The sequence below is a fragment of the Aphanothece microscopica RSMan92 genome, from assembly GCF_046613545.2.
In the GTDB taxonomy this organism is placed as follows: domain Bacteria; phylum Cyanobacteriota; class Cyanobacteriia; order PCC-6307; family Cyanobiaceae; genus NIES-981.
The window spans coordinates 1-19,396 of the sequence record NZ_JBKKKY020000036.1 but is presented as its reverse complement, the minus strand read 5'-3'; the positions used below and the strand labels follow the sequence as shown (position 1 = coordinate 19,396).

The following is a 19,396-nucleotide window of genomic DNA, read 5'->3' as shown; positions in this document are numbered from 1 at the left end:
AGAACAGAGTTGTAGCAGTGGCTCTAGCGCCAATTGCGCCGCACGGCCAGACTGCTTAGGCTGACCAGGAAACAGAGGGGACGTGGTTAGCGGATCCGCCTATACAGCGTTAGCCTAGTGGAGGCCAAATGGGGACATTCATCCGCGTCAACTCCTCAAAATTTCCGATTCTTCCTGGCGAGTCTGACGAACTTGTCAATGAAGGTATGTATGGCAAGGCACTCGCGGAGTATCTGGTCAGCAGGCTGCGGGAGTACGGGTACGACGCACCGTTTTGCTGCTGCGAGGATTGGGGTTGGTGGGTCGAGTTGGCAGGGTTCCCATGCACCTTCGGTGTATGCATCTACGGGCGAGAGTGTGATGATGGACACTTGGATCTGTACGTGACAGATGGAGCAGGTCAAGACCGCGTTTGGAGTTGGCGGAAATTTCGGTTCATCGACACTGGAGTCCGCGAAGCGGCAGTCAAGTTACATGGTGACCTCATAGCAATATTTAATGCCGATCCCGAGGTGCGGGTGCTGGCGACTGACTTGGATTCGCCGTTTGTTGACTGAAAGATGTTATGGGCCGATCGGCTAACAACCGGTTGCAGCGGACGATCCGCTGCGCGGTCCGCCGCTGAACCGGAGCGTTAGACAGGCCAAGCAGCGGGTTGCGCCCGTCGTATCCGGTGGGATACAGTGGGAGCATGCTCGAAATCCGGGAGACATCTGCCTATGCCGAATGGTTCTCTGCATTGCGTGATCGGACGGCCAAAGCTCGCATCGACATTCGGATCAGGCGTCTCTCCTTAGGCAATCCAGGCGATGTTCGGCCTGTAGGGGGGAGGGCGTATCAGAGCTACGAATCCACTACGGACCTGGCTATCGAATTTATTTTGCACAACAAGGAGAGACCATCGTCGTCCTCCTTGCAGGCGGGGACAAGGGCTCCCAAGACCAGGATATTCGCCTCGCCAAACATCTTGCACGAAATCTCTAGGAAGCTTCGATGACCAAAACAACCACTAGTGTCTGGGACCCAGCCACACACCTAACCACTGCCGATGATGTCGCGGCATATTTGGAGGCTGCGCTTCAAGATGGAGATCCTCAGGTTGTAGCCGCTGCCCTTGGAGATATTGCTAAAGCCAAAGGAATGACTCATGTCGCACGTGAGGCGGGTCTAGGCAGGGAGAGCCTGTACAAGTCCCTGTCCTCTGCGGGGAACCCAGAACTGGCAACCATATTGAAGGTTATCTCGGCACTGGGTTTGCAACTTCATGTCAGCGCAACTGACAAGGCGAAGATGGCTGTCTAACCAGCCCCTCGAGTGGACAGGCCACCAAGATGAATCAGCTGTGTCCCAATTATTCTTGCCTGCCACTCAGGGACAGCGTTCAAAAGATCTGGAAGTCGCCCTGGATGCCCTTCACCTGCCGAGTCCCGGGTGAGGCCAGCAGCTGAGAAACCTTTGCGTCTCGTGCTGAAGAGTTGGTTTTTGGACCCGCACTCCATGTCCACTACGGGGATACTGACATCACCCCCGGCCGCTGCGGGGGCCTTTTCTTCGGCTCGAGGTCAGCGCAACCCAAAGCCCAATCCCTGGCCCATCCAGCGGTACAGCAGGGCACCAGCGCCTGTCGCGGCTTCTCCTGCAGCGCGGACGTTCCACAGACGAATGCGGAACGTCCGCGCTCCGTCAACCCTGGTTAACGTCAGAGAGGCGTAGCGGATTAAGCCCTGCCAAGGGAGTGACCGCGGCTGCGACAACTTGTTGGGTGGCCTGCCTGCGAAGCGTGCTGTCCAGCACTGGACAGCACGCCCAAAGATCAATCGACCTTGACGACGTTTCCTTTACCGTCGACTTCGCAAGTGCCGCGCAGCGCTGAGCCGTCGGAGAATGGGCGCTGCCAATTGTAGATTAGTCCGTATTTCTTGATGTCCTTCAGTGTCATCTCTCCGGCGTCAATATTAGTGCGGGTTGTTGCGCTCAGGCTGACTTCAATATCGGCCATGGAAGTATTGGAACCCTGCGCCTGAACAATGGCGTTCTTGCAATTACGCCCCCACTTTTCGATGCGTGCTTCAATCTGTGCCTCCTGATTGGCACTGGCTGCTGGAATCTACGTTACAGCACAGGCTCCAAGTGCCACTGCAGACAGGAGAAGCAGCGCTGTTTTGGATTGTTTCATCATAAGTAGTTTACCGAACCTATGTTAGCACGCCGTCCATCAGCTGGTTCAATTACGCCCTGGAATGAGAGCCAGTTGCGAAAGCCTATCCACGTGTGTGGAGGTGGACAATCCCGCACGGTGCGTGCGCCCCCGGCCGCCCAAAGTCGATTGCCCACCTCAGAGGCCGGGGGAGGCTTCTGGCCAGGATCGAGCGCCTCATCGGCGGCAATCCTGGTGACGTCAAGCCCATCGGGGCAGACCTGTCGGCGTTGCGGATCCACGATGGCCCTGGATACAGGGTCTGTTTCCTGAAGAGGGAAAGCGCCCTGATCAACCTGTTGGCTGGCGAAGACAAGAGCTCCCAGGCGAAAGCCTTTGATGAGCCCTTTCTGTTGGATCCAACCTGACCGAGGAGACCAGATGAAAACGACAACCAGCCCGTATGCCGTTGCCGAGCATCTCCGAACACCGGAGGAGATGGGGGCCTACCTGGAAGCCTGCATCAAGGAGGCGGATGGAGATGCTGCCTTCATGGCCAAGGCCCTGGGCGACATGGCAAGGGCCCAGGGGATGACTCAGGTGGTCAGAGATTCCGGGCATTCCAGGGAGAGCCTCGACAAGGCATGATCTGGTGAGCGCAGCCCGAGCTTTGACACCATCCTGAAGGTCGTCACGGCCCTTGGGCTGAAGTTGAGCGCCCGTGGGAGAAACGAAGCGGAGGTGACCTGAGCTCAGCTGGCGGGGTGTAGGCCAGTCAAAGCTGCCTTTGGAGATACGACACCTTCACTCGTGCCCCTGGCCCGCCAGCTGCGGATGGCCAGGTAGCCGGGCCGACCCCGAGGATCGACAGCCCCATTCATCTCTGGGATGTCCTGAAGGTCCGCGGGCAACGAGGCCCTGCTGCGGCAGGGCTCCCGGTCACATCCGCTCCAGCGTGGGAATCCCCAGCAACCCCAGACCCAACCGCAGCGTGTCGGCCGTGAGCCGGCACAGCGCCAGCCGCCCGGGGCGGGCTTCCGGCTGCGCCTTCAGCACCGGCACCTGATCGTAGAAGCGGTTGAACACCTGGCTGAGTTCGAACAGGTAACTGCAGAGCCGGTTGGGCAGCAGCTCTTCCTCCACCTCGGCCACCACGGCGTCGAACTTGAGCAGCTCCCGCACCAGGGCCCACTCCTGCGGCTCGCTGAACTGCAGGCTGGACGCCTCCACAGAGCCCTCCAGATCACCCCCCTTGCGCGCGATGCCGGCGATCCGCACCACGGCATAGAGCAGATAGGGCGCCGTGTTGCCCTGCAGGGCCAGCATCCGATCGAAGCTGAACTGGTAGTTGGTGATCCGGTTCTGGCTGAGGTCCGCATACTTCACCGCCGCCAGGCCCACCGTGGTGGCCACCTGGGCGATGAAGGCCTCGTCTTCCTGGCGGCCCTCCTCCTCCAGCCGGCGGCGCAGATCGGCCTCGGCCCGCTCCACCGCCTCATCGAGCAGGTCCCGCAGCCGCACCGTGTCGCCGGCGCGGGTCTTGAGTTTCTTGCCGTCGTCCCCCTGCACCAGCCCGAAGGGCACGTGCTCCAGCCGCGCCCCCTGCGGCAGCCAGCCGGCCCGGCGGGCCACCTGGAACACGCCGGCGAAATGGCTGGCCTGGCCGGCATCGGTCACGTAGATCACGCGGCGCGCCCCATCCCCCTCCGGCGGCGGGGCAAAGCGGTAGCGGATCGCCGCCAGATCGGTGGTGGCGTAGTTGAAGCCGCCGTCGCGTTTCTGCACGATCACCGGCAGGGCCTGGCCGTCCTTGCCGCTCACCCCCTCGAGGAACACGCAGCGGGCGCCGGCATCGGTGACCAGCAGGCCGGCGGCCTCCAGATCGGCCACCACGCCTTCCAGGTAGGGGTTGTAGAAGGACTCGCCCCGCTCATTGAGGCGGATGTCGAGCCGGTCGTAGATCTTCTGGAATTCGCGGCGGCTCTGCTCGCACAGCAGCCCCCAGGCCTTCAGCGACACCGGATCGCCCCCCTGGAGCTTCACCACCTCCTCGCGGGAGGTGGCCTGGAAGGTCTCGTCGGCGTCGAAGCGGGCCTTCGCCTGGCGGTAGAAGGCCACCAGATCGCCCAGATCCACCGCATCGGCGGTGGTGAGGGCCTCGGGCGCCACCTGCTTGAGGTGGGTGATCAGCATGCCGAACTGGGTGCCCCAGTCGCCCACGTGGTTGAGGCGCAGCACCGGGTGGCCGCGGAACTCCAGCACCCGCGCCAGCGCGTCGCCGATGATCGTGGAGCGCAGGTGCCCCACGTGCATCTCCTTGGCGATGTTGGGGCTGGAGAAATCCACCACCACCGGCGCCGGCGCGCCACCGCCGGGCCCCTCTGAGCTGGGCACCCCCAGGCGCGGATCGCCCAGCCGCCCGGCCACCTCCGCCGCCAACCGCTCCGGCCGCAGGGTGAGGTTGATGAAGCCCGGCCCGGCGATCTGGGGCTCGCCGCAGAGGTCGGCGAAGGCCGGATCGGCCTTGAGCTGCTCCACGATCGCCGTGGCGATCGCCCGGGGCGGTTGTTTCAGGGGCCTGGCCAGCGGCAGGGCACCGTTGGCCTGGAAGTCGCCGAACTCCGGCTTGCTGGCCGGTGCCAGCTGGGGGTCCAGGGGGGTGCCCGCCTCCCGTGCCGAGGCGGCCGCCTCGGGGAACGCCCGCTCCAGGGCCGCCACGAGCTGGGCTTCAAGGGCTTGGGCGATACGCAGCATGGAAGGCGGCGGCGGCTCGTTGGCCGGGGCGAGGGAGCGGTCCGCCTCCGATCATCCCTCCCCAGCCTCGCGCTGCCCTGATGCATCAGCGGGGAAGGAACAAGGTGGAGCCTGCCTGCCCAGCGTCAGACCCGAAGGCGACGACCCAAGCCACGCCCAAAACCACAGGCCAGCCTGGGCGATCAGAAGATATTCACACTTCCGCCGTAATCCCTGAGAATCACGAGCAGATCCTTGCCAACATCAACACCTGAGGATCCTCGGTTGTAGTACAAAACCTTTGATTTTGGCCAACCTCCGCCCGCCTTCAAGGTGAACACACCGGCTTCGCCCACCCTCAGGTTTGCCGCGATGGAGCGGGAGAGAGAGTCACGGAAAGAGGCCGTGAACAGGCTGCCCCTGATCGTGGCTCCATTGCCGCCCGCCCCCCAGGATCCGGGCAGATCAATCCAATCGTTGGATCGGTAATTGATGATGCTATCGGCATCCCTGAACTTTGCTCCCCTCAATGAAGCCACAAACACATCAGCCTTGGACGTGGCCCGCAAAGCGTTCTGCCCTGGCGTGAAAAACTTCGTAGCCATTGGCACCCTCCCTCGCGAGATATGGTTGCCTTAAGGCTAGGCGCGAAGGGCCAATCCCCTTTCCCAAGGGGCTTGCCGACATCGTTTTGCAAACCTTCTTCATCGGAAATCCCAGGCCGGCGACCGGACCAGCGGCAAGCAGCAAAGCCCCCACGCCGTCCCCCTGCATCCCCAGCGCAGCAGCCGGAGCAAAACCCTGCCGCATCAAGGTCTTTTCTGCCTGCATCAGCAACCCGACAATTCACACGCCGATCGATTGAATCCCCGACAGATCGAAACAAGTTTGACAAACTAGGCCCTAATGAGTTAATATCAGAAAGCTTTCGCACGTCTGCTTACACAAACTGCCCGCAAACTTCGGATCCATTTCCCGGCCCAATTCCTGGCCAGGCATGAGGCTTTCAAGCTTTCGCCAGTAGTCCTCGGCTCTCAGCGCCCTTACCGGTTCGCGCTGCCCGCTCTCCGGTCGTTCCGGCACCAGCGTTGAGGATTCTCCTGGCCAGACGGCATCCAGCCGGGCGTGCAGATCCGCTGCAATCGGCGCAACCGGCGCAGCCGTTCCACCGATCTCTGAGGTCCTCCGCCATGCCAGCGCATCCCACCACGGTCGCCACCGAGTCCCGGTCAGTCCCGGGTTCCCGCTTCGGCAGCAGCAGCTTCGTGCTGGTGTACCACCGCTCCCCCTACGACCTGAAGCCGTCGGCCGATGGCAGCGTGGAGTTCGTGGACCAGAAGAGTCCCAACGGCATCATCCCCACCCTGCGCAACCTCTTCCAGGAGGAGCGTTCCGGCACCTGGATCTCCTGGCGGGAAGACGCCGAGGCCGCCACCGCGCCCGACGAACGCCTCACGGTTCCCTCCACCAATCCGTTCACGCTGCGGCGCCTGCCGCTCACCAAAGAGCAGATCTCCAGCTTCTATCACGTCACCTCGAAGGAGTCCTTCTGGCCGATCCTGCACAGCTTCCCGGGGCTGTTCAGTGTGGACAACTCCGACTGGGCCACCTTCGAGGAGGTGAACCAGTCCTTCGCCCGCGCCGCCTGCGAGGAAGCCGCCGAGGGCGCCACCATCTGGGTGCACGACTACAACCTCTGGCTGGTGCCGGCCCAGATCCGGGCGCTGAGGCCCGATGTGCGCATCGCCTTCTTCCACCACACGCCGTTCCCCTCCAACGACGTGTTCAGCATCCTGCCCTGGCGGGATGAAATTCTCGACAGCCTGCTCTGCTGCGACCTGGTGGGCTTCCACATCCCCCGCTACGCCGACAACTTCTCCCGCACCGCCATCAACCTGCGCGGCGCCCGCTGCGGCGAGCCGGTGCCGGTGGCCCAGAAGTTCCGCCACTTCGGCAGCGCCCTGGCCCAACCCACCGTGATGCCCTGGCTGGAGCACAACGGCCGCCGCGTTCACATCCAGGCTTCGCCGGTGGGCACCTCGCCCGACGTGATCCGCGAGATCGTCGCTTCCGAGGAGGTGCGCGTCATGGCGGCCCAGATCGCCGAGCAGCACGCCGGTCGCAAGCTGATCATCTCGGCCTCCCGGGTGGACTACACCAAGGGCAACGAGGACATGCTGCTCTCCTACGAGCGCGTGCTGGAGAACAACCCCGAATGGCACGGCCGGGTGGAGCTGTTCCTCGCCTGCGTGGCCGCCGCCAGCGGCATGCGCATCTACGAGGACATCCAGCGCTCGGTGGAGGAGATCACCGGCCGGATCAACGGCCGCTTCGGCCGCATCGACTGGACCCCCGTGCGCCTCTCCACCCGCCGCACCCCCTACAACGAGCTGGTGGCCTGGTTCACCCAGTCGGACGTGTGCTGGATCACGCCGCTGCGCGATGGCCTCAACCTGGTGGCCAAGGAATACGTGGCCGCCCGCCAGGGCCGTGACGGCGTGCTGGTGCTCTCGGAATTCTCCGGCGCCTCGGTGGAACTGGAGGACGCGGTGATCACCAACCCCTACTCCCACAGGAGCATGGACGAAGCCATCCTCACCGCCCTGACCATGCCGAAGGACGAGCAGGTGCGCCGCATGGCCTCGATGTCGGAGGCCGTGGAGGAATTCACGGTGCAGCACTGGGCCGAGCAGGAACTCGGCGCCCTGCGGGCGATTTGATCCCGGCCGGCCGGCGGACACGGCGGGCCCGCCGCCTGGGGCAGGTGCTGGCCCTCGGCCTGGCCTTCGCCCTCATGGGAGCAGGCCTGATCTGGGGCGGCCGGGTGTGGGCCCGCTCCCCGGTGACGGTGCAGGTGCTGATGCCGGCTCCCTTCGCCGATGCCACCGCCGAGCTGGTGAGCGCCTTCAACCGCGAGCACCGCGACGTGCGCATCGCCGTGACCCGCGGCCCCTTCGAGACGGAATCGGTGTCGGACCTGGCGATCAGCAGCCTGCTGCTGGGCGACAGCCCCTACGACCTGCTGCTGATGGACGTGACCTGGACGGCCAAGTACGCCGCCGCCGGCTGGTTGCTGCCCCTCGACGACAGGCTCGGCCCCGACGCCCTGGCTCCGCTGGCCCCCGGCGCCCGCGAGGGCAACCGCATCGACGGCCAGCTCTGGCGCCTCCCCCTGGTGGCCGACATGGGCCTGCTCTACTGGCGCACCGACCTGATGGACGCCCCGCCCCGCACCCCCGCCGAACTGGTGGCCACCTCGCAGGAGCTGCAGCGCCAGGGCCAGGTGCGCTGGGGCTACGTGTGGCAGGGCCGCCAGTACGAGGGCCTCAGCTGCGTGTTCCTCGAGGTGCTGCACGGCTTCGGGGGCGCCTGGGGGCCCGTCGGGCCCGGCTTCGGGCTCGACACCGCCGCGGCCAGCGAAGCGGCGGCCTGGCTGCGCGGCCTGGTCGACAGTGGCGTGAGCCCGCCGGCGGTGGCCAACTTCGCCGAGCCGGAAGCGCTGCAGAGCTTCGAGGCCGGTGAGGCCGCCTTCCTGCGCAACTGGCCCTATGCCTGGCAGGAACTGCAGGGCCCGGGCAGCCGCGTGGCCGGCCGGGTGGGGGTCACCACGATGGTGGCCCAGCCCGGCGAGCCCCACGGCGCCACCCAGGGCAGCTGGGGGCTCTCGGTGCTCGCCGGCAGCCGCCACCCGGCCGAGGCCGTGCAGGTGCTGCAGGCCCTCACCGGCGAGGCCAGCCAGCGGCAGCTGGTGGAGCGCTGGGGCTACACCCCCACCCTCACCGCCCTGTTCGACGATCCAGAACTGGTGGAGCGCCGCCCGCTGCTGCCGGTGCTGCGCGCCGCCCTGGAGGAGGCCGTGCTGCGGCCGATCAACCCCGGCTATGCCCAGCTCAGCGACATCGTGCAGCGCCAGCTCAGCGGCGTGATCACCGGCGACACGCCCCCCGAGCGGGCCATGGCCCGCGCCGGCCGCTCCAGCCGGCAGCTGCTGGAAGCCAGCGGCCAGCGCCAGCCAGAGGATCTGTCAGAGAAGCAGCCAGAAAAGCAGGAGGTGGCGCCATGAACCCGCTGCTGAGCCTGGCCCTGATGGCCCCCGCCCTGCTGCTGCTGCTGGCGGTGTTCCTCTGGCCGATCCTCGACTACGCCGGCCTGAGCCTGCAGGCCCAGTCGGTGTTCACCGGCCTCAAGCCCGTGCCGGTGGGCCTGGCCAACTGGGAGCGGCTGCTGGGCGACGGGCGCTTCTGGCAGGACGCCCTCCAGACCGTGCGCTTCGCGGGTGTGTCGGTGGGGCTGGAACTGGTGCTCGGCCTGGGCATCGCCCTGCTGCTGCACCAGCGCTGGCGCGGCCGGGGCGTGGTGCGCAGCCTCACCCTGCTGCCCTGGGCCCTGCCCACCACGGTGATGGCCCTGGGCTGGCGCTGGATCTTCAACGACCCCAACGGCCCGATCAACGGCCTGCTGCAGCTGCTGGGCCTGCCGACCGTGCCGTTTCTCGCCTCCCCCCAGCTGGCCTGGCTGGCGGTGGTGTTCGCCGACGTGTGGAAGACCACGCCGTTCGTGGCCCTGCTGCTGCTGGCCGGCCTGCAGATGATCCCGGCCGATCTCTACGAGGCCTTCGCCCTGGAGGGCGGCTCTCCCTGGCAGGCCCTGCGCCGCATCACCCTGCCGCTGCTGCAGCCCTACATCTTCATCGTGCTGCTGTTCCGCCTGGCCCAGGCGCTCGGGGTGTTCGATCTGGTGGTGGTGCTCACAGGCGGCGGCCCGGCCAGCAGCACCGAGAGCCTGGCGCTCTACGCCTACCTCAATGCCATGCGCTTCCTCGATTTCGGCTACAGCGCCACCGTGATGCTCGGCATGTTCGTGCTGCTGCTGGCCGGCGCCGCCCTGCTGGTGCTCAGCCAGCGCCGACCCGGGAGCTCGCCGTCATGACTCCGTCCCATCCCTCCGCATCACAACCCGCGTCCGCATCCACGACCGGATCCCTCGGCCGCAGCGCCCTGGTGGCCCTGCTGCTGCTCTGGAGCCTCGGGCCGATGCTCTGGCAGCTCTACACCTCCCTGCGCACCCCGGAAGCGCTGCTGGCCGGCGCCGGCGGCCTCGCCCGCGGCTGGACCCTGGCCAACTACGGCGCCGTGCTCAGCGGCGATCCCCCCTTCTGGCGCTACCTGCTCAACAGCACGGTGGTGGGGGCTCTCAGCACCCTGCTCACCCTGGTGCTCGCCATCCCCTGCGCCTATGCCCTCAGCCGCCGTCAGGGGGTGCTGCGGCTGCTGATCGGCGGCGGCCTGCTGGCGGCGGCCGTGTTCCCCTACGTGCTGCTGTTCCTCGCCCTGCTGGAGGTGGCGCGGCAGTTCGGCCTGGCCAACAACCTGCTGGCCCTCTGCCTGCCCTACGCCGGCCTCTCCCTGCCCCTGGCCCTGCTGCTGCTGCAGGCGGCCTTCGCCGAGCTGCCGCAGGAGCTGGAGGAGAACGCGGTGCTGGAGGGCTTCAGCCTGCCGCAGCGGCTGCGCTGGATCCTGCTGCCCCTGATGGGGCCCTCCGTGGTGAGCACGGGCCTGCTGGTGTTCCTGTTCAGCTGGAACGAGTTCCCGATCGCCCTCACCTGGCTGAGCCGCAGCGACCTGCTCACCCTGGCGCCGGCGATGGCCCGGATCGCCGGGTCTTCGGTGTTCACCGTGCCCTACGGCGCCTTCGCCGCCGCCACCGTGCTCGGCAGCGTGCCGCTGCTGGCCCTGCTGCTGCTGTTCCAGCGCCAGATCGTGGCGGGCCTGACCCAGGGAGCGATCAAAGGATGAAGAGCACCGGGTTGAGCAACGCCGTCGCCAGCGCCGCCGCTGCGGCCGCCCCCGCCCTGCGCCTGGAGGGCCTGGAACGCCGCCTCGGGGAGCGGCTGATCCTGGCGGGCATCGACCTGACGGTGGCGGCCGGTGAATGCCTGGCCCTGCTGGGGCCGAGCGGCTGCGGCAAGAGCACGATCCTGCGCCTGATCGCCGGGCTCGACCGGCCCGATGGCGGAAGGATCCTCATCGGCGGCCGCGACATGACGTGCGTGCCGGCCGGCCGCCGCCAGGTGGCGATGGTGTTCCAGAGCTACGCGCTCTATCCCCACCTCAGCGTGGCGCGCAACCTCTCGCTGGGCATGGAGCTGCGGGGCGTGCCTCGGCAGCGGCGGGAGGAGTCGGTGGCCCGGGTGCTGGCGATGCTGCAGCTCGAAGGCTTCAGCGATCGCCGGCCGGCCGACCTCTCCGGCGGCCAGCGCCAGCGGGTGGCGTTGGCCCGGGCCCTGCTGCGGGAACCGCGGGTGTTCCTGCTCGACGAGCCGATGAGCAACCTCGATGCCCAGCTGCGCGAGGAGCTGCGGCCCCAGCTGCGCGCGATCCTCTGCGGCGGCCAGGCGCCGGTGGTGTACGTGACCCACGACCAGCAGGAGGCGATGGGCATCGCCGACCGCATCGCCGTGCTGCAGGACGGACGGCTGCAGCAGTGCGGCACCCCCCAGGAGCTCTACGGCAGGCCGGCGAACGTGGTGGTGGCCAGCTTCATCGGCCGCCCCCAGATCAACCTGCTGCCGATGGACGACGGCACCGTGCTCGGCATCCGGCCCGAACACCTCCATCCGGTGGCCGAGGGGGGACTGCCGGTGCAGGTGCTGAGCCGGGAGTGGCACGGGGCGAGCCAGCAGCTCACCCTGGCCAGCCGCCACGGCGAGCTGCGCTGGACCACCGACGGCAGCCAGGTGATCGGCGATGCGCTGCAGCTGGGCTGGGAGCCCCGCCATGAACACCGCTTCCGCCAGGCCACCGGAGAGCGCTGCTGACACCGGCCTTCTGACACCGACCTGCCTGCACGGCGCTCTTGGCGCCGCCCGGCGGAGCCGCCTAGACCCGATGCAGAGAGCCAAGACGCCGTTCCCGGATGCCCGATCCCCAGGTGCGTTGGTGGGAAGGCTGCGTGATCTACCAGGTGATGCCCCGCAGCTTCGCCGACGCCGACGGTGACGGCATCGGCGATCTGGCCGGCATCACCGGCAAGCTGCCCTACCTGGAGTGGCTGGGGGTGGATGCCATCTGGCTCACCCCGCTCTACCCCTCCCCGCTGAAGGACGGCGGCTACGACATCACCGACTTCACGGCGATCCACCCGGACCTGGGCAGCCTCGAGGACCTGAACCGGCTGCTGGCGGAGGCCCATGCCAAGGGCATCCGGGTGGTGCTCGATCTGGTTCTGAACCACACCAGCGTGCTGCACCCCTGGTTCCAGCGGGCCCGCTGGGCCGCCAAGGGCAGCCCCGAGCGCGACTTCTACGTGTGGCGCGACGACGACCGCTGCTACGCCGAGGCGCCCGTGCTGTTCCGCCACTTCGAAACGTCGAACTGGGAGTGGGACGCGGTGGCCGGCCAGTACTACCTGCACCGCTTCCTGCGCCACCAGCCCGACCTCAACTACGCCAATCCGGCCGTGCAGGAGGAGATGCTGGCGGTGGTGGACTTCTGGCTGGCCCAGGGGGTGGACGGCTTCCGCCTCGATGCCGTGCCCTTCCTGTTCGAGCAGGAGGGCAGCCGCTGCGAGGGCCTGCCCGACACCCACGCCTTCCTGCAGCGGCTGCGCCGGCGGGTGGAGGCTTGCGGCCGCGACGTGCTGCTGCTGGCCGAAGCCATCCAGCCCGTGCAGGAGTCGGCGCCCTACCTGGCGGAGGGGGAACTGCACGCGGCCTTCGAGTTCGGGCTCACGGCCCACCTGTTCGCGGCGGTGGCCCGGGGCCGCTGCGATCAGCTGCACCAGTGCCTGCGCGAGGCCCAGGCCACCGTGCCGGGCTGCCGCTGGGCCCTGCCGCTGCGCAACCACGACGAGCTCTGGCTGGGGGACGGCCACCTGGTGGACGCGAGCGTGATCGAGGCGGTGCGCACCGGCTTCCCCAATGCCGCGGGGCACTGGCTCAACTGGGGCATCAACCGGCGGCTGGCGCCCCTGCTCAACGGCGACCCGCGCCCCAACACCCTGCTGCACGCCCTGATCTACAGCCTTCCCGGCATCCCCTGCCTCTACTACGGCGACGAACTGGGCATGGGCGACTGGCCCGGCCTGCGGGACCGGGATGCCAACCGCACGCCGATGGCCTGGACCCCGGAGCGCAACGGCGGTTTCTCCACCGCACCCGATCCCCTGCTGGTGCTGCCCCCCATCACCGCACCCGGCTACGACTACCGGGTGGTGAACGTGGCGGTGCAGCAGCAGCTCTCCGGCTCCCTGCTCAACTGGCACCACCGCATGCTCACCAGCCGCCGGCAGCTGACGGCCCTGCGCTCGGGCGACTTCCAGCTGCTGGAGAGCGGCCACCCGAGTGTGCTCTGCTACGCGCGCCGCACGGCGGACATGACCGTGGTGGTGGCCGCGAACCTCTCGGCGGCCGGGGCCTCCACCCAGCTCGACCTGGAGCGCTGGCGCGGCAGCCGCATGCGGGAGGTGTTCTGGGGCTGTGAGTTTCCAGCCGCCAGCGATGCCTGGTACGTCTACCTGCCCGCCTACGGGTTCTTCTGGTGGCTGGTGGGCGAACCGGAGGTCGTGGCCGCTGCCAGCTCCTGATCCAGCAGCTCCTGCACCCTGGGGGTGAGGCGCTCGGCCTCGGCCGTGTCCACGAAGCTGAGCCGGCAGCGGCGGGCCAGCACATCCTCGGGGCTGCGGGCCCACTCGTGGCGGGCCGCATGGCGCACTTCAGCGGCGGTGAGCGGGATCACGGCGCTCAGGGGCTCGCACTCCTGCGGCGTGGCGGCGCAGGCCAGCACCGCCTCCGCCTCCAACCCATGGCTGGCCAGCAGGTGCCGCACCAGGGCCTGGGGATGGTGCTCCAGCAGCCGCTGCTCGAGGGCCATGAGCTCCCGCCGGGTGGCCTCGGGGGTGGCGGCGGAGCCCAGGATCGGCGCCGGCCCCGCCGGCTCGCCCAGGGGGCGACCCAGCTGGGCGGCCACGGCCTCGAGGCCGTCGAGGGCCATCGGACGGCAGGTGGTCCACTTGCCCCCCATCACACTGATCAGGCCCGAGGGGAGGGTCTCCACCTCGTGCTCCCGCACCACCGTGGCGGTGTTCCCGGTGGCCGTGTCGCCAGTGGCGGCAGCCGCGGGCCGCAGCAGCGGCCGGGCACCGGCCCAGCGGCTGGCCACCTCGGGTTCGCCGTGCTCGGGGAACCAGCGGCGCACGTAGCTGAGCAGGTAGGCCTCCTCCTCGGCGCTGGAGCGGTTGGCCTCCTCCAGCGGACAGGGCGTATCGGTGGTGCCCACCAGGGTGCGGCCGAAGAACGGCAGCATGAACAGCACCCGGCCGTCTTCGGTGGAGGGGATCAGCAGGCCGGTGCCGCCGGGGCAGAGGTTGGCCTTGAGCACCACGTGCATGCCACGGCTGGCCTGCAGCCGGGGGGGCTGGTCGGGATCGGCCAGGCGCCGGATCGCGTCGGCGCCGATGCCGGTGGCATTGAGCACCACCCGCGCCGGCAGCTCGCGCCGTTCACAGCTGCGGGCGTCCTCCACCACGGCACCGGCGAGGCGATCGCCCTGGCGCAGCAGCTCCACCACCCGGGTGCGGGTGTGCACGGTGACCCCCAGAGCCGCGGCCGTGCGGACGATCAGCAGGTTCAGGCGGGCGTCGTCGAACTGGCCGTCGCTGTAGGCCACGCCGCTGAAGCCGTGCGCCAGCTCCGGCAGCTGCTGCCGCACCGCCTCGCGGCCCAGCCAGCGGCTGGCCCCGATGCCGCGGCGGCCGGCCAGGAGGTCGTAAAGACTGAGGCCCACGCCGTAGTAGGCCTGCTGCAGGAACCCTGCCGTGGGCAGCAGCAGTTCCAGGCGGTGGGCCAGGAACGGCACCGCCTCCAGCCAGAAGCCCCGCTCGCCGAGGGCTTCGCGCACCAGCTGCAGCTGGCGCCAGTCGAGCCGCTTGAAGGCGAGCTCCAGATAGCGCACGCCGCCGTGCAGCAGCTTGGTGCTGCGGCTGCTGGTGCCCCGGGCGATGTCGCCCGCCTCCACCAGGGTCACCGAGAGGCCGCGGCGCACGGCCTCCAGCGCCACGGTGGCCCCGGTGGCGCCGCCTCCGATCACGAGCAGATCCACGGTCATTCAGGCGGCTCCGGTGAGGGTTGTGGTGGTGGTCGTCGTGTTGCCTGGGGTGGTGGAGCTCTCCTGCCAGTGCAGGCTGCGCTCCACCGCCCCGTGCCAGCGCCGGCTCCAGGCCTGGCGCTGCAGCGGCCCCAGCGTGGGCTCGAAACGCCGGGCCCCGGGCGCGCTGGCCAGGGCGCTCCAGGCCTCGAGGCCCGGCAGCAGGCCGGCCTGCACCCCCGCCAGCAGGGCCACGCCGCGGCTGGTGCTCTCGAGATCGGCGCGGCGCCGCACCGGCACCCCGGTGGCATCCGCCTGGGCCTGCAGCAACAGATCGGCCGCCGCGGCGCCGCCGTCGGCGGCGAGCTCCTGGAGGGGAGCTCCCAGAGCCCGCTCGGCCAGCTCCACCAGGGTGGCCACCGCCAGGGCGATGCCTTCGAGGGTGGCGCGGGCGATCTGGGCCGGGCCCGTGTCGCGGGTGAGGCCGATCAGCAGGCCCCGGGCGTAGGGGTCCCAGTGGGGCGTGCCCCAGCCGGTGAAGGCGGGCACCAGCATCACGCCGCCGCTGCTGCTGCACGCCGCCGCCAGGCCATTCACCTGGTCGGAGCGCTCGATCAGGTGCAGGCCGTCGCGCAGCCACTGGATCGCCGTGCCGGCATTGAACAGGCTGCCCTCGAGGCAGTAGGTGGGCTTGCCGGCCGCGTCGGTCCAGCCCACGGTGCTGAGCAGGCCGGCGGAGGAGCGCTGGATCGTGGCGCCGGTGTTGATCACCAGGAAGGCGCCGGTGCCGTAGGTGCACTTCCCTTCACCGACCTGCAGACAGCTCTGGCCCAGGGTCGCGGCCTGCTGATCGCCCAGCATCGCCGTGATCGGCACACCGGCGAAGGGCAGGCCGGCGGCGATGCTTCCGAAGGGTGCCTGGCTCGGCAGCAGCTCCGGCAGGGCCTGCTCCGGCACGCCCAGCGCCGCGGCGAGGTCGCCGGCCCACTGGAGCTGCTCCAGATCCATCAGCAGGGTGCGGCTGGCGTTGCTGCAGTCGGTGGCGTGGCGGCCGCAGAGGCGCCACAGCAGCCAGCTGTCCACCGTGCCGAAGCACAGCTGCCCGGCGGTGGCCGCCGCCGCCACCGCCGGATGCTCCCGCAGCGACCAGACGATCTTGCTGGCACTGAAGTACGGATCCACCAGCAGGCCGGTGCGCTGCCGCAGGGCCTCCTCCAGGCCCTGCCGCTTCCACTCGGTGCAGAGGGCGGCGGTGCGGCCGTCCTGCCAGACGATCGCCGGCGCCAGCGGTTCGCCGCTGCCGCGTCGCCACAGAACGGTGGTTTCGCGCTGGTTGGCGATCCCGCAGGCCGCCACCGCCCGGCGCTGCTCCTCGCTGATCGAGCCCTCCAGCTGGTGCAGCGCCGCGAGCTGGCTCTGCCAGATCGCCTCGGGGTCCTGCTCCACCCAGCCATCGGCGGGGTAGCGGCACTCCAGGGGGGCTCCGCAACAGGCCACCTGGTGACCGGAGGTGTCGTAGAGAGCCGCCCTTGAACTGGTGGTGCCCTGGTCGATGCTCAGAAAAAGCGCTGAACCCATGCAGTCATTTCTTTCAAGTTTGGTAGCACACAAGAGCTAGATAGCGGCTCTGAATTTCAAAAGAGAAAGAAATCGAAGACCTTTCGGCTCGCGCCCGATGCTGCAGCCTGAGGTCGGCCTCCAACGCTGCAACCCGCCACCAGCCCACTGCGCCGCCCCCTGAGTCCATGCCCCTCTCCTCCCATCCCCTGAGCCCGGACGACCTGCTCGAGGATCTGGCCGGACCGGCCGATCTGCTGATCGTGCAGGACCTCGACGGGGTGTGCATGGAGCTGGTGCACGATCCGCGCCACAGGCGGCTGGAGCCGGCCTACCTGCGGGCAGCCCGGCGGCTGGAGGGGCAGTTCGCGGTGCTCACCAATGGCGAGCACGAGGGCAGCCGCGGCGTGAACCGGGTGGTGGAGGCGGCCCTGGCGGGCCAGGCCGATCCAGCGGCCGAAGGGCTCTATCTGCCCGGGCTGGCGGCGGGCGGCGTGCAGCTGCAGGACCGCTTCGCCCGGGTGAGTCACCCAGGGGTGAGCGCCGGCGAGATCGCCTTCCTCGCCGCCACCCCGGATCAGCTGCGCCGAGCCCTGCTGGAGCGGCTGCCAACCGTTCTGCCGCAGTTGACAGCGGAGGAGCGTGCCGCCCGGGTGGAGGCGGCCGTGCTCGACAACCCCCTGTCCCCCAGCCTCAATCTCAACGGCCTGTTCGCCGCCAGCGGGGGCTCGGTGGAACGCCAGCAGGATCTGCAGGCCCTGGCTCTGGAGCTGATGCAGGGGCTGCTCGAGCAGGCCAGGGCAGCGGGTCTGGGGCGGTCGTTCTTCCTGCACCTGGCGCCGAACCTGGGCAGCCGGGATGGGATGGAGCAGCTCAAACCCGCCAGCACCTCCGGCACCGGCACCACCGATGTCCAGCTGATGCTGCGCGGTGCCCTCAAGGAGGTGGGCCTGCTGGTGCTGCTCAACCAGGCCATTGCGCGCCGCACTGGCAGCGCCCCCCTCGGCGCCGACTTCAACGTGCGCACCGCCCCCCACGACCACCCCAGCCTGCTGGAGCTGGCCCGTTCGGCGATCCCGCCGGCGCTGATGCCCCGCCTGGTGGGGGTGGGCGACACGATCACCTCGATGCCGGCCCCGGGCGGGGGCTGGCTGCGGGGGGGCAGCGACCGCGGCTTCCTCACCCTGCTGCAGGAGCTGGGGGAGGTGTTCGGCACCGCCAACCGGGTGGTGCTGGTGGACAGCAGCGGCGGGGCGGTGGATCGGCCCTCCCATGCCGATGGCGAACTGGCCGGTCTCACCGACCCGGAGGATCCCCTCCGCATCGACGCCAGCCTCGCCGGGGGACCTGCCCAGTACGTGGCGCTGTTCCAGCAGCTGGCCGAACGCAGGAGCTGAGCAGCAGGGCAGGCGAGCCGGCTCAGGGCTCAGGGTTCAGGGCTCAGGGCTCAGGTTTCAGGGCGCCAGCCCCAGCTCCCGCTCCATGCCGGCCAGCACCACGTCGGCCACCAGCTGGATGCGGAAGCGGCAGTGCTGGGTCACGCTGCAGTCGAAGCTGCCGTGCTCCCAGTACTTGTTGCTGCCGGCGCCGCCGCCGCAGAGGCCGAAGTACTCGCAGCTGCTGCGGCAGCGCTCCACCCCCGAGCGGATCTCACGATGCACCCGCTGGAATTTGGGGGTGGCGGCCAGGGCTTCGAGGCTGTGGGTGAGCACGTTGCCGAAGGCGAAATCGCCATAGGCCTCGGTCTTCACGGACAGCAGCTCGGGGTCAAAGGTGGACACGTTGCCGCGGGCGTCCACGTTGACGATCGCGAACGGGGTGTTCATGTCGGTCTGGCTGAGGCGGGCATCACTGCAGGCCAGGCTGGTGATGCCCTCGAATTCCCGGATGCAGAGGTCGTCGGGATGGTCGAGGCTGCGGCTCCAGACCCGCTCCATGAACGCCACATAGCGGCTCTCCAGGGCTGAGCGTTCCGCCACGGCCACATCGAGGCTGGACTGGGCGTTCTCCCCCTCGGTTTCTTCCATGTTGAAGCCCACGTCCGTGATGCCGTGCTCCAGGAAGAAATCGACCATGGCATCGGCGTGCTCGAGGCCATCGGCCGTGAGCACGCAGATCACCTCGAACGGGATGCCCCGCCGCTGCAGCCAGTCGATGCCGCGCATCACCGCCGCGTGGGTGGGCAGGCCGGTGCGGGTGACCCGGTGTGCGTCATGCAGGAAGGCCGGGCCATCCATGCTCACGCCCACGTGGATGTCGTTGCGCTCGAAGCAATCACACCAGGCCCCATCGATCACCGTGGCGTTGGTCTGCAGCGACTGCACCACGGTGGAAGGGGGCAGGCCATGGCGCTCCAGCGCGCGCCGGATCCGCTGGGTGGCCTCGTCGTAGAAGGCAATCGGCATGGTGAGGGGCTCCCCCGCATGCCAGAGCAGGGTGAAGCCGCCATCGAGGAACGGGCTCTCCAGCACCCGCTCGAGCGCGGCCTCGAGGATCTCGAACGACAGCCGGCTGCGGTCGTCGCGGTGGGGGAGATAGCAGTAGTCGCAGTCGAGGTTGCAGAACGGGGTGGGCTGCAGCACCAGCAGCTGCAGCGGACCGAACGGCTGGGGGCCAGGTTGGCTCACAGGACCGCGCCCTCAACGTCGTCCGCCATTGCGGAAACCCCCGTTGCGGAAGCCCCCTCCGCCATTGCGGAAGCCACCGTTGCGGAAACCACCGCCTCCATTGCGGAAGCCAGCATTCCGCCAGCCACCACCATTGCGGAAGCCGCCGTTGCGGAAGCCCCCATTGCGGAAACCACCGTTGTAGAAGCCACCGTTGCGGAAACCGCCGTTGTAGAAGCCGCCATTGCGGAAGCCGCCGTTTCCCCAGCCGATGGCCGGGC

Annotated in this window: 18 protein-coding genes and 1 pseudogene; 12 read left to right on the top strand and 7 right to left on the bottom strand. The window is 68.6% G+C overall.

All coding sequences use genetic code 11. The annotated features are described in order from the left end of the window. Nucleotides 1-128 precede the first annotated feature (128 nt). From ACLD7X_RS10695 to ACLD7X_RS10685, 3 genes and pseudogenes are all read left to right on the top strand, one after another. Entirely contained in the window at nucleotides 129-557 is a 429-nt protein-coding gene (locus ACLD7X_RS10695) for a hypothetical protein (protein ID WP_411423620.1), read from the top strand. Nucleotides 558-691: 134 nt separating this feature from the next. Next, nucleotides 692-984, top strand: a pseudogene (locus tag ACLD7X_RS10690) (type II toxin-antitoxin system RelE/ParE family toxin). Nucleotides 985-993: 9 nt separating this feature from the next. Beyond that, entirely contained in the window at nucleotides 994-1,302 is a 309-nt protein-coding gene (locus ACLD7X_RS10685) for an addiction module antidote protein (protein WP_411423619.1), read from the top strand. 511 nt (nucleotides 1,303-1,813) lie between these two features. Here the strand turns inward: ACLD7X_RS10685 and ACLD7X_RS10680 are convergent. After that, nucleotides 1,814-1,999, bottom strand: coding sequence for a hypothetical protein (locus ACLD7X_RS10680; RefSeq protein WP_411423618.1), 186 nt, complete (start codon nucleotides 1,997-1,999; stop codon nucleotides 1,814-1,816). Nucleotides 2,000-2,271: 272 nt separating this feature from the next. On the opposite strand from ACLD7X_RS10680, the gene ACLD7X_RS10675 reads away from it, so the two are divergent. Both ACLD7X_RS10675 and ACLD7X_RS10670 read left to right on the top strand, forming a co-directional pair. After that, nucleotides 2,272-2,565: a type II toxin-antitoxin system RelE/ParE family toxin gene (locus ACLD7X_RS10675; RefSeq protein WP_411423617.1), complete on the top strand. Its 294-nt coding sequence runs from the start codon at nucleotides 2,272-2,274 to the stop codon at nucleotides 2,563-2,565. A gap of 13 nt (nucleotides 2,566-2,578) precedes the next feature. Next, a complete protein-coding gene (locus ACLD7X_RS10670) occupies nucleotides 2,579-2,785 on the top strand; it encodes an addiction module antidote protein (protein ID WP_411423616.1) in 207 nt (68 codons plus the stop codon). 291 nt (nucleotides 2,786-3,076) lie between these two features. Here the strand turns inward: ACLD7X_RS10670 and argS are convergent, their stop codons facing one another. Beyond that, nucleotides 3,077-4,891 (bottom strand): arginine--tRNA ligase, encoded by a 1,815-nt coding sequence (gene argS, locus ACLD7X_RS10665; RefSeq protein WP_411423615.1) that lies wholly within the window; start codon nucleotides 4,889-4,891, stop codon nucleotides 3,077-3,079. A 182-nt stretch (nucleotides 4,892-5,073) separates the two neighbouring features. Beyond that, nucleotides 5,074-5,475: a hypothetical protein gene (locus tag ACLD7X_RS10660; protein WP_411423614.1), complete on the bottom strand. Its 402-nt coding sequence runs from the start codon at nucleotides 5,473-5,475 to the stop codon at nucleotides 5,074-5,076. A 585-nt stretch (nucleotides 5,476-6,060) separates the two neighbouring features. Between ACLD7X_RS10660 and ggpS the strand changes: the two genes are divergently transcribed. From ggpS to ACLD7X_RS10630, 6 genes are all read left to right on the top strand, one after another. Further along, on the top strand, nucleotides 6,061-7,590 hold the full coding sequence (ggpS, locus tag ACLD7X_RS10655) for a glucosylglycerol-phosphate synthase (protein ID WP_411423613.1): 1,530 nt from the start codon (nucleotides 6,061-6,063) through the stop codon (nucleotides 7,588-7,590). Next, complete coding sequence (locus ACLD7X_RS10650; protein WP_411423612.1) at nucleotides 7,587-8,933, top strand: ABC transporter substrate-binding protein; 1,347 nt, start codon at nucleotides 7,587-7,589, stop codon at nucleotides 8,931-8,933. The genes ggpS and ACLD7X_RS10650 overlap by 4 nt, the downstream gene beginning before the upstream one ends. Then, on the top strand, nucleotides 8,930-9,799 hold the full coding sequence (locus ACLD7X_RS10645) for a carbohydrate ABC transporter permease (RefSeq protein ID WP_411423611.1): 870 nt from the start codon (nucleotides 8,930-8,932) through the stop codon (nucleotides 9,797-9,799). The genes ACLD7X_RS10650 and ACLD7X_RS10645 overlap by 4 nt, the downstream gene beginning before the upstream one ends. Beyond that, entirely contained in the window at nucleotides 9,796-10,665 is an 870-nt protein-coding gene (locus tag ACLD7X_RS10640; protein WP_411423610.1) for a carbohydrate ABC transporter permease, read from the top strand. The genes ACLD7X_RS10645 and ACLD7X_RS10640 overlap by 4 nt, the downstream gene beginning before the upstream one ends. Beyond that, the gene (locus ACLD7X_RS10635; protein WP_411423609.1) at nucleotides 10,662-11,687 is read left to right on the top strand and encodes an ABC transporter ATP-binding protein; all 1,026 of its coding nucleotides are present in this window, start codon (nucleotides 10,662-10,664) and stop codon (nucleotides 11,685-11,687) included. The genes ACLD7X_RS10640 and ACLD7X_RS10635 overlap by 4 nt, the downstream gene beginning before the upstream one ends. Nucleotides 11,688-11,785: 98 nt before the next feature. Next, nucleotides 11,786-13,453: an alpha-amylase family protein gene (locus tag ACLD7X_RS10630; protein WP_411423608.1), complete on the top strand. Its 1,668-nt coding sequence runs from the start codon at nucleotides 11,786-11,788 to the stop codon at nucleotides 13,451-13,453. Here ACLD7X_RS10630 and ACLD7X_RS10625 read toward each other — a convergent pair. Both ACLD7X_RS10625 and ACLD7X_RS10620 read right to left on the bottom strand, forming a co-directional pair. Continuing rightward, nucleotides 13,393-14,973 carry a glycerol-3-phosphate dehydrogenase/oxidase gene (locus ACLD7X_RS10625; RefSeq protein WP_411423607.1) on the bottom strand — a complete coding sequence of 527 codons (1,581 nt, stop codon included), beginning with the start codon at nucleotides 14,971-14,973 and terminating at the stop codon, nucleotides 13,393-13,395. The genes ACLD7X_RS10630 and ACLD7X_RS10625 overlap by 61 nt on opposite strands. Beyond that, nucleotides 14,974-16,530: an FGGY family carbohydrate kinase gene (locus ACLD7X_RS10620; RefSeq protein WP_411423606.1), complete on the bottom strand. Its 1,557-nt coding sequence runs from the start codon at nucleotides 16,528-16,530 to the stop codon at nucleotides 14,974-14,976. Nucleotides 16,531-16,697: 167 nt separating this feature from the next. Between ACLD7X_RS10620 and stpA the strand changes: the two genes are divergently transcribed. Next, nucleotides 16,698-17,906 (top strand): glucosylglycerol 3-phosphatase, encoded by a 1,209-nt coding sequence (gene stpA, locus ACLD7X_RS10615; RefSeq protein WP_411423605.1) that lies wholly within the window; start codon nucleotides 16,698-16,700, stop codon nucleotides 17,904-17,906. Between the two features lie 57 nt (nucleotides 17,907-17,963). On the opposite strand, the gene grrM is transcribed toward stpA, so the two are convergent. Next, nucleotides 17,964-19,136 (bottom strand): cyclophane-forming radical SAM/SPASM peptide maturase GrrM/OscB, encoded by a 1,173-nt coding sequence (grrM, locus tag ACLD7X_RS10610; RefSeq protein WP_411423604.1) that lies wholly within the window; start codon nucleotides 19,134-19,136, stop codon nucleotides 17,964-17,966. Nucleotides 19,137-19,148: 12 nt separating this feature from the next. Next, nucleotides 19,149-19,396: hypothetical protein (locus tag ACLD7X_RS10605; protein WP_411423603.1), on the bottom strand; the 248-nt coding region annotated here is incomplete at its 5' end.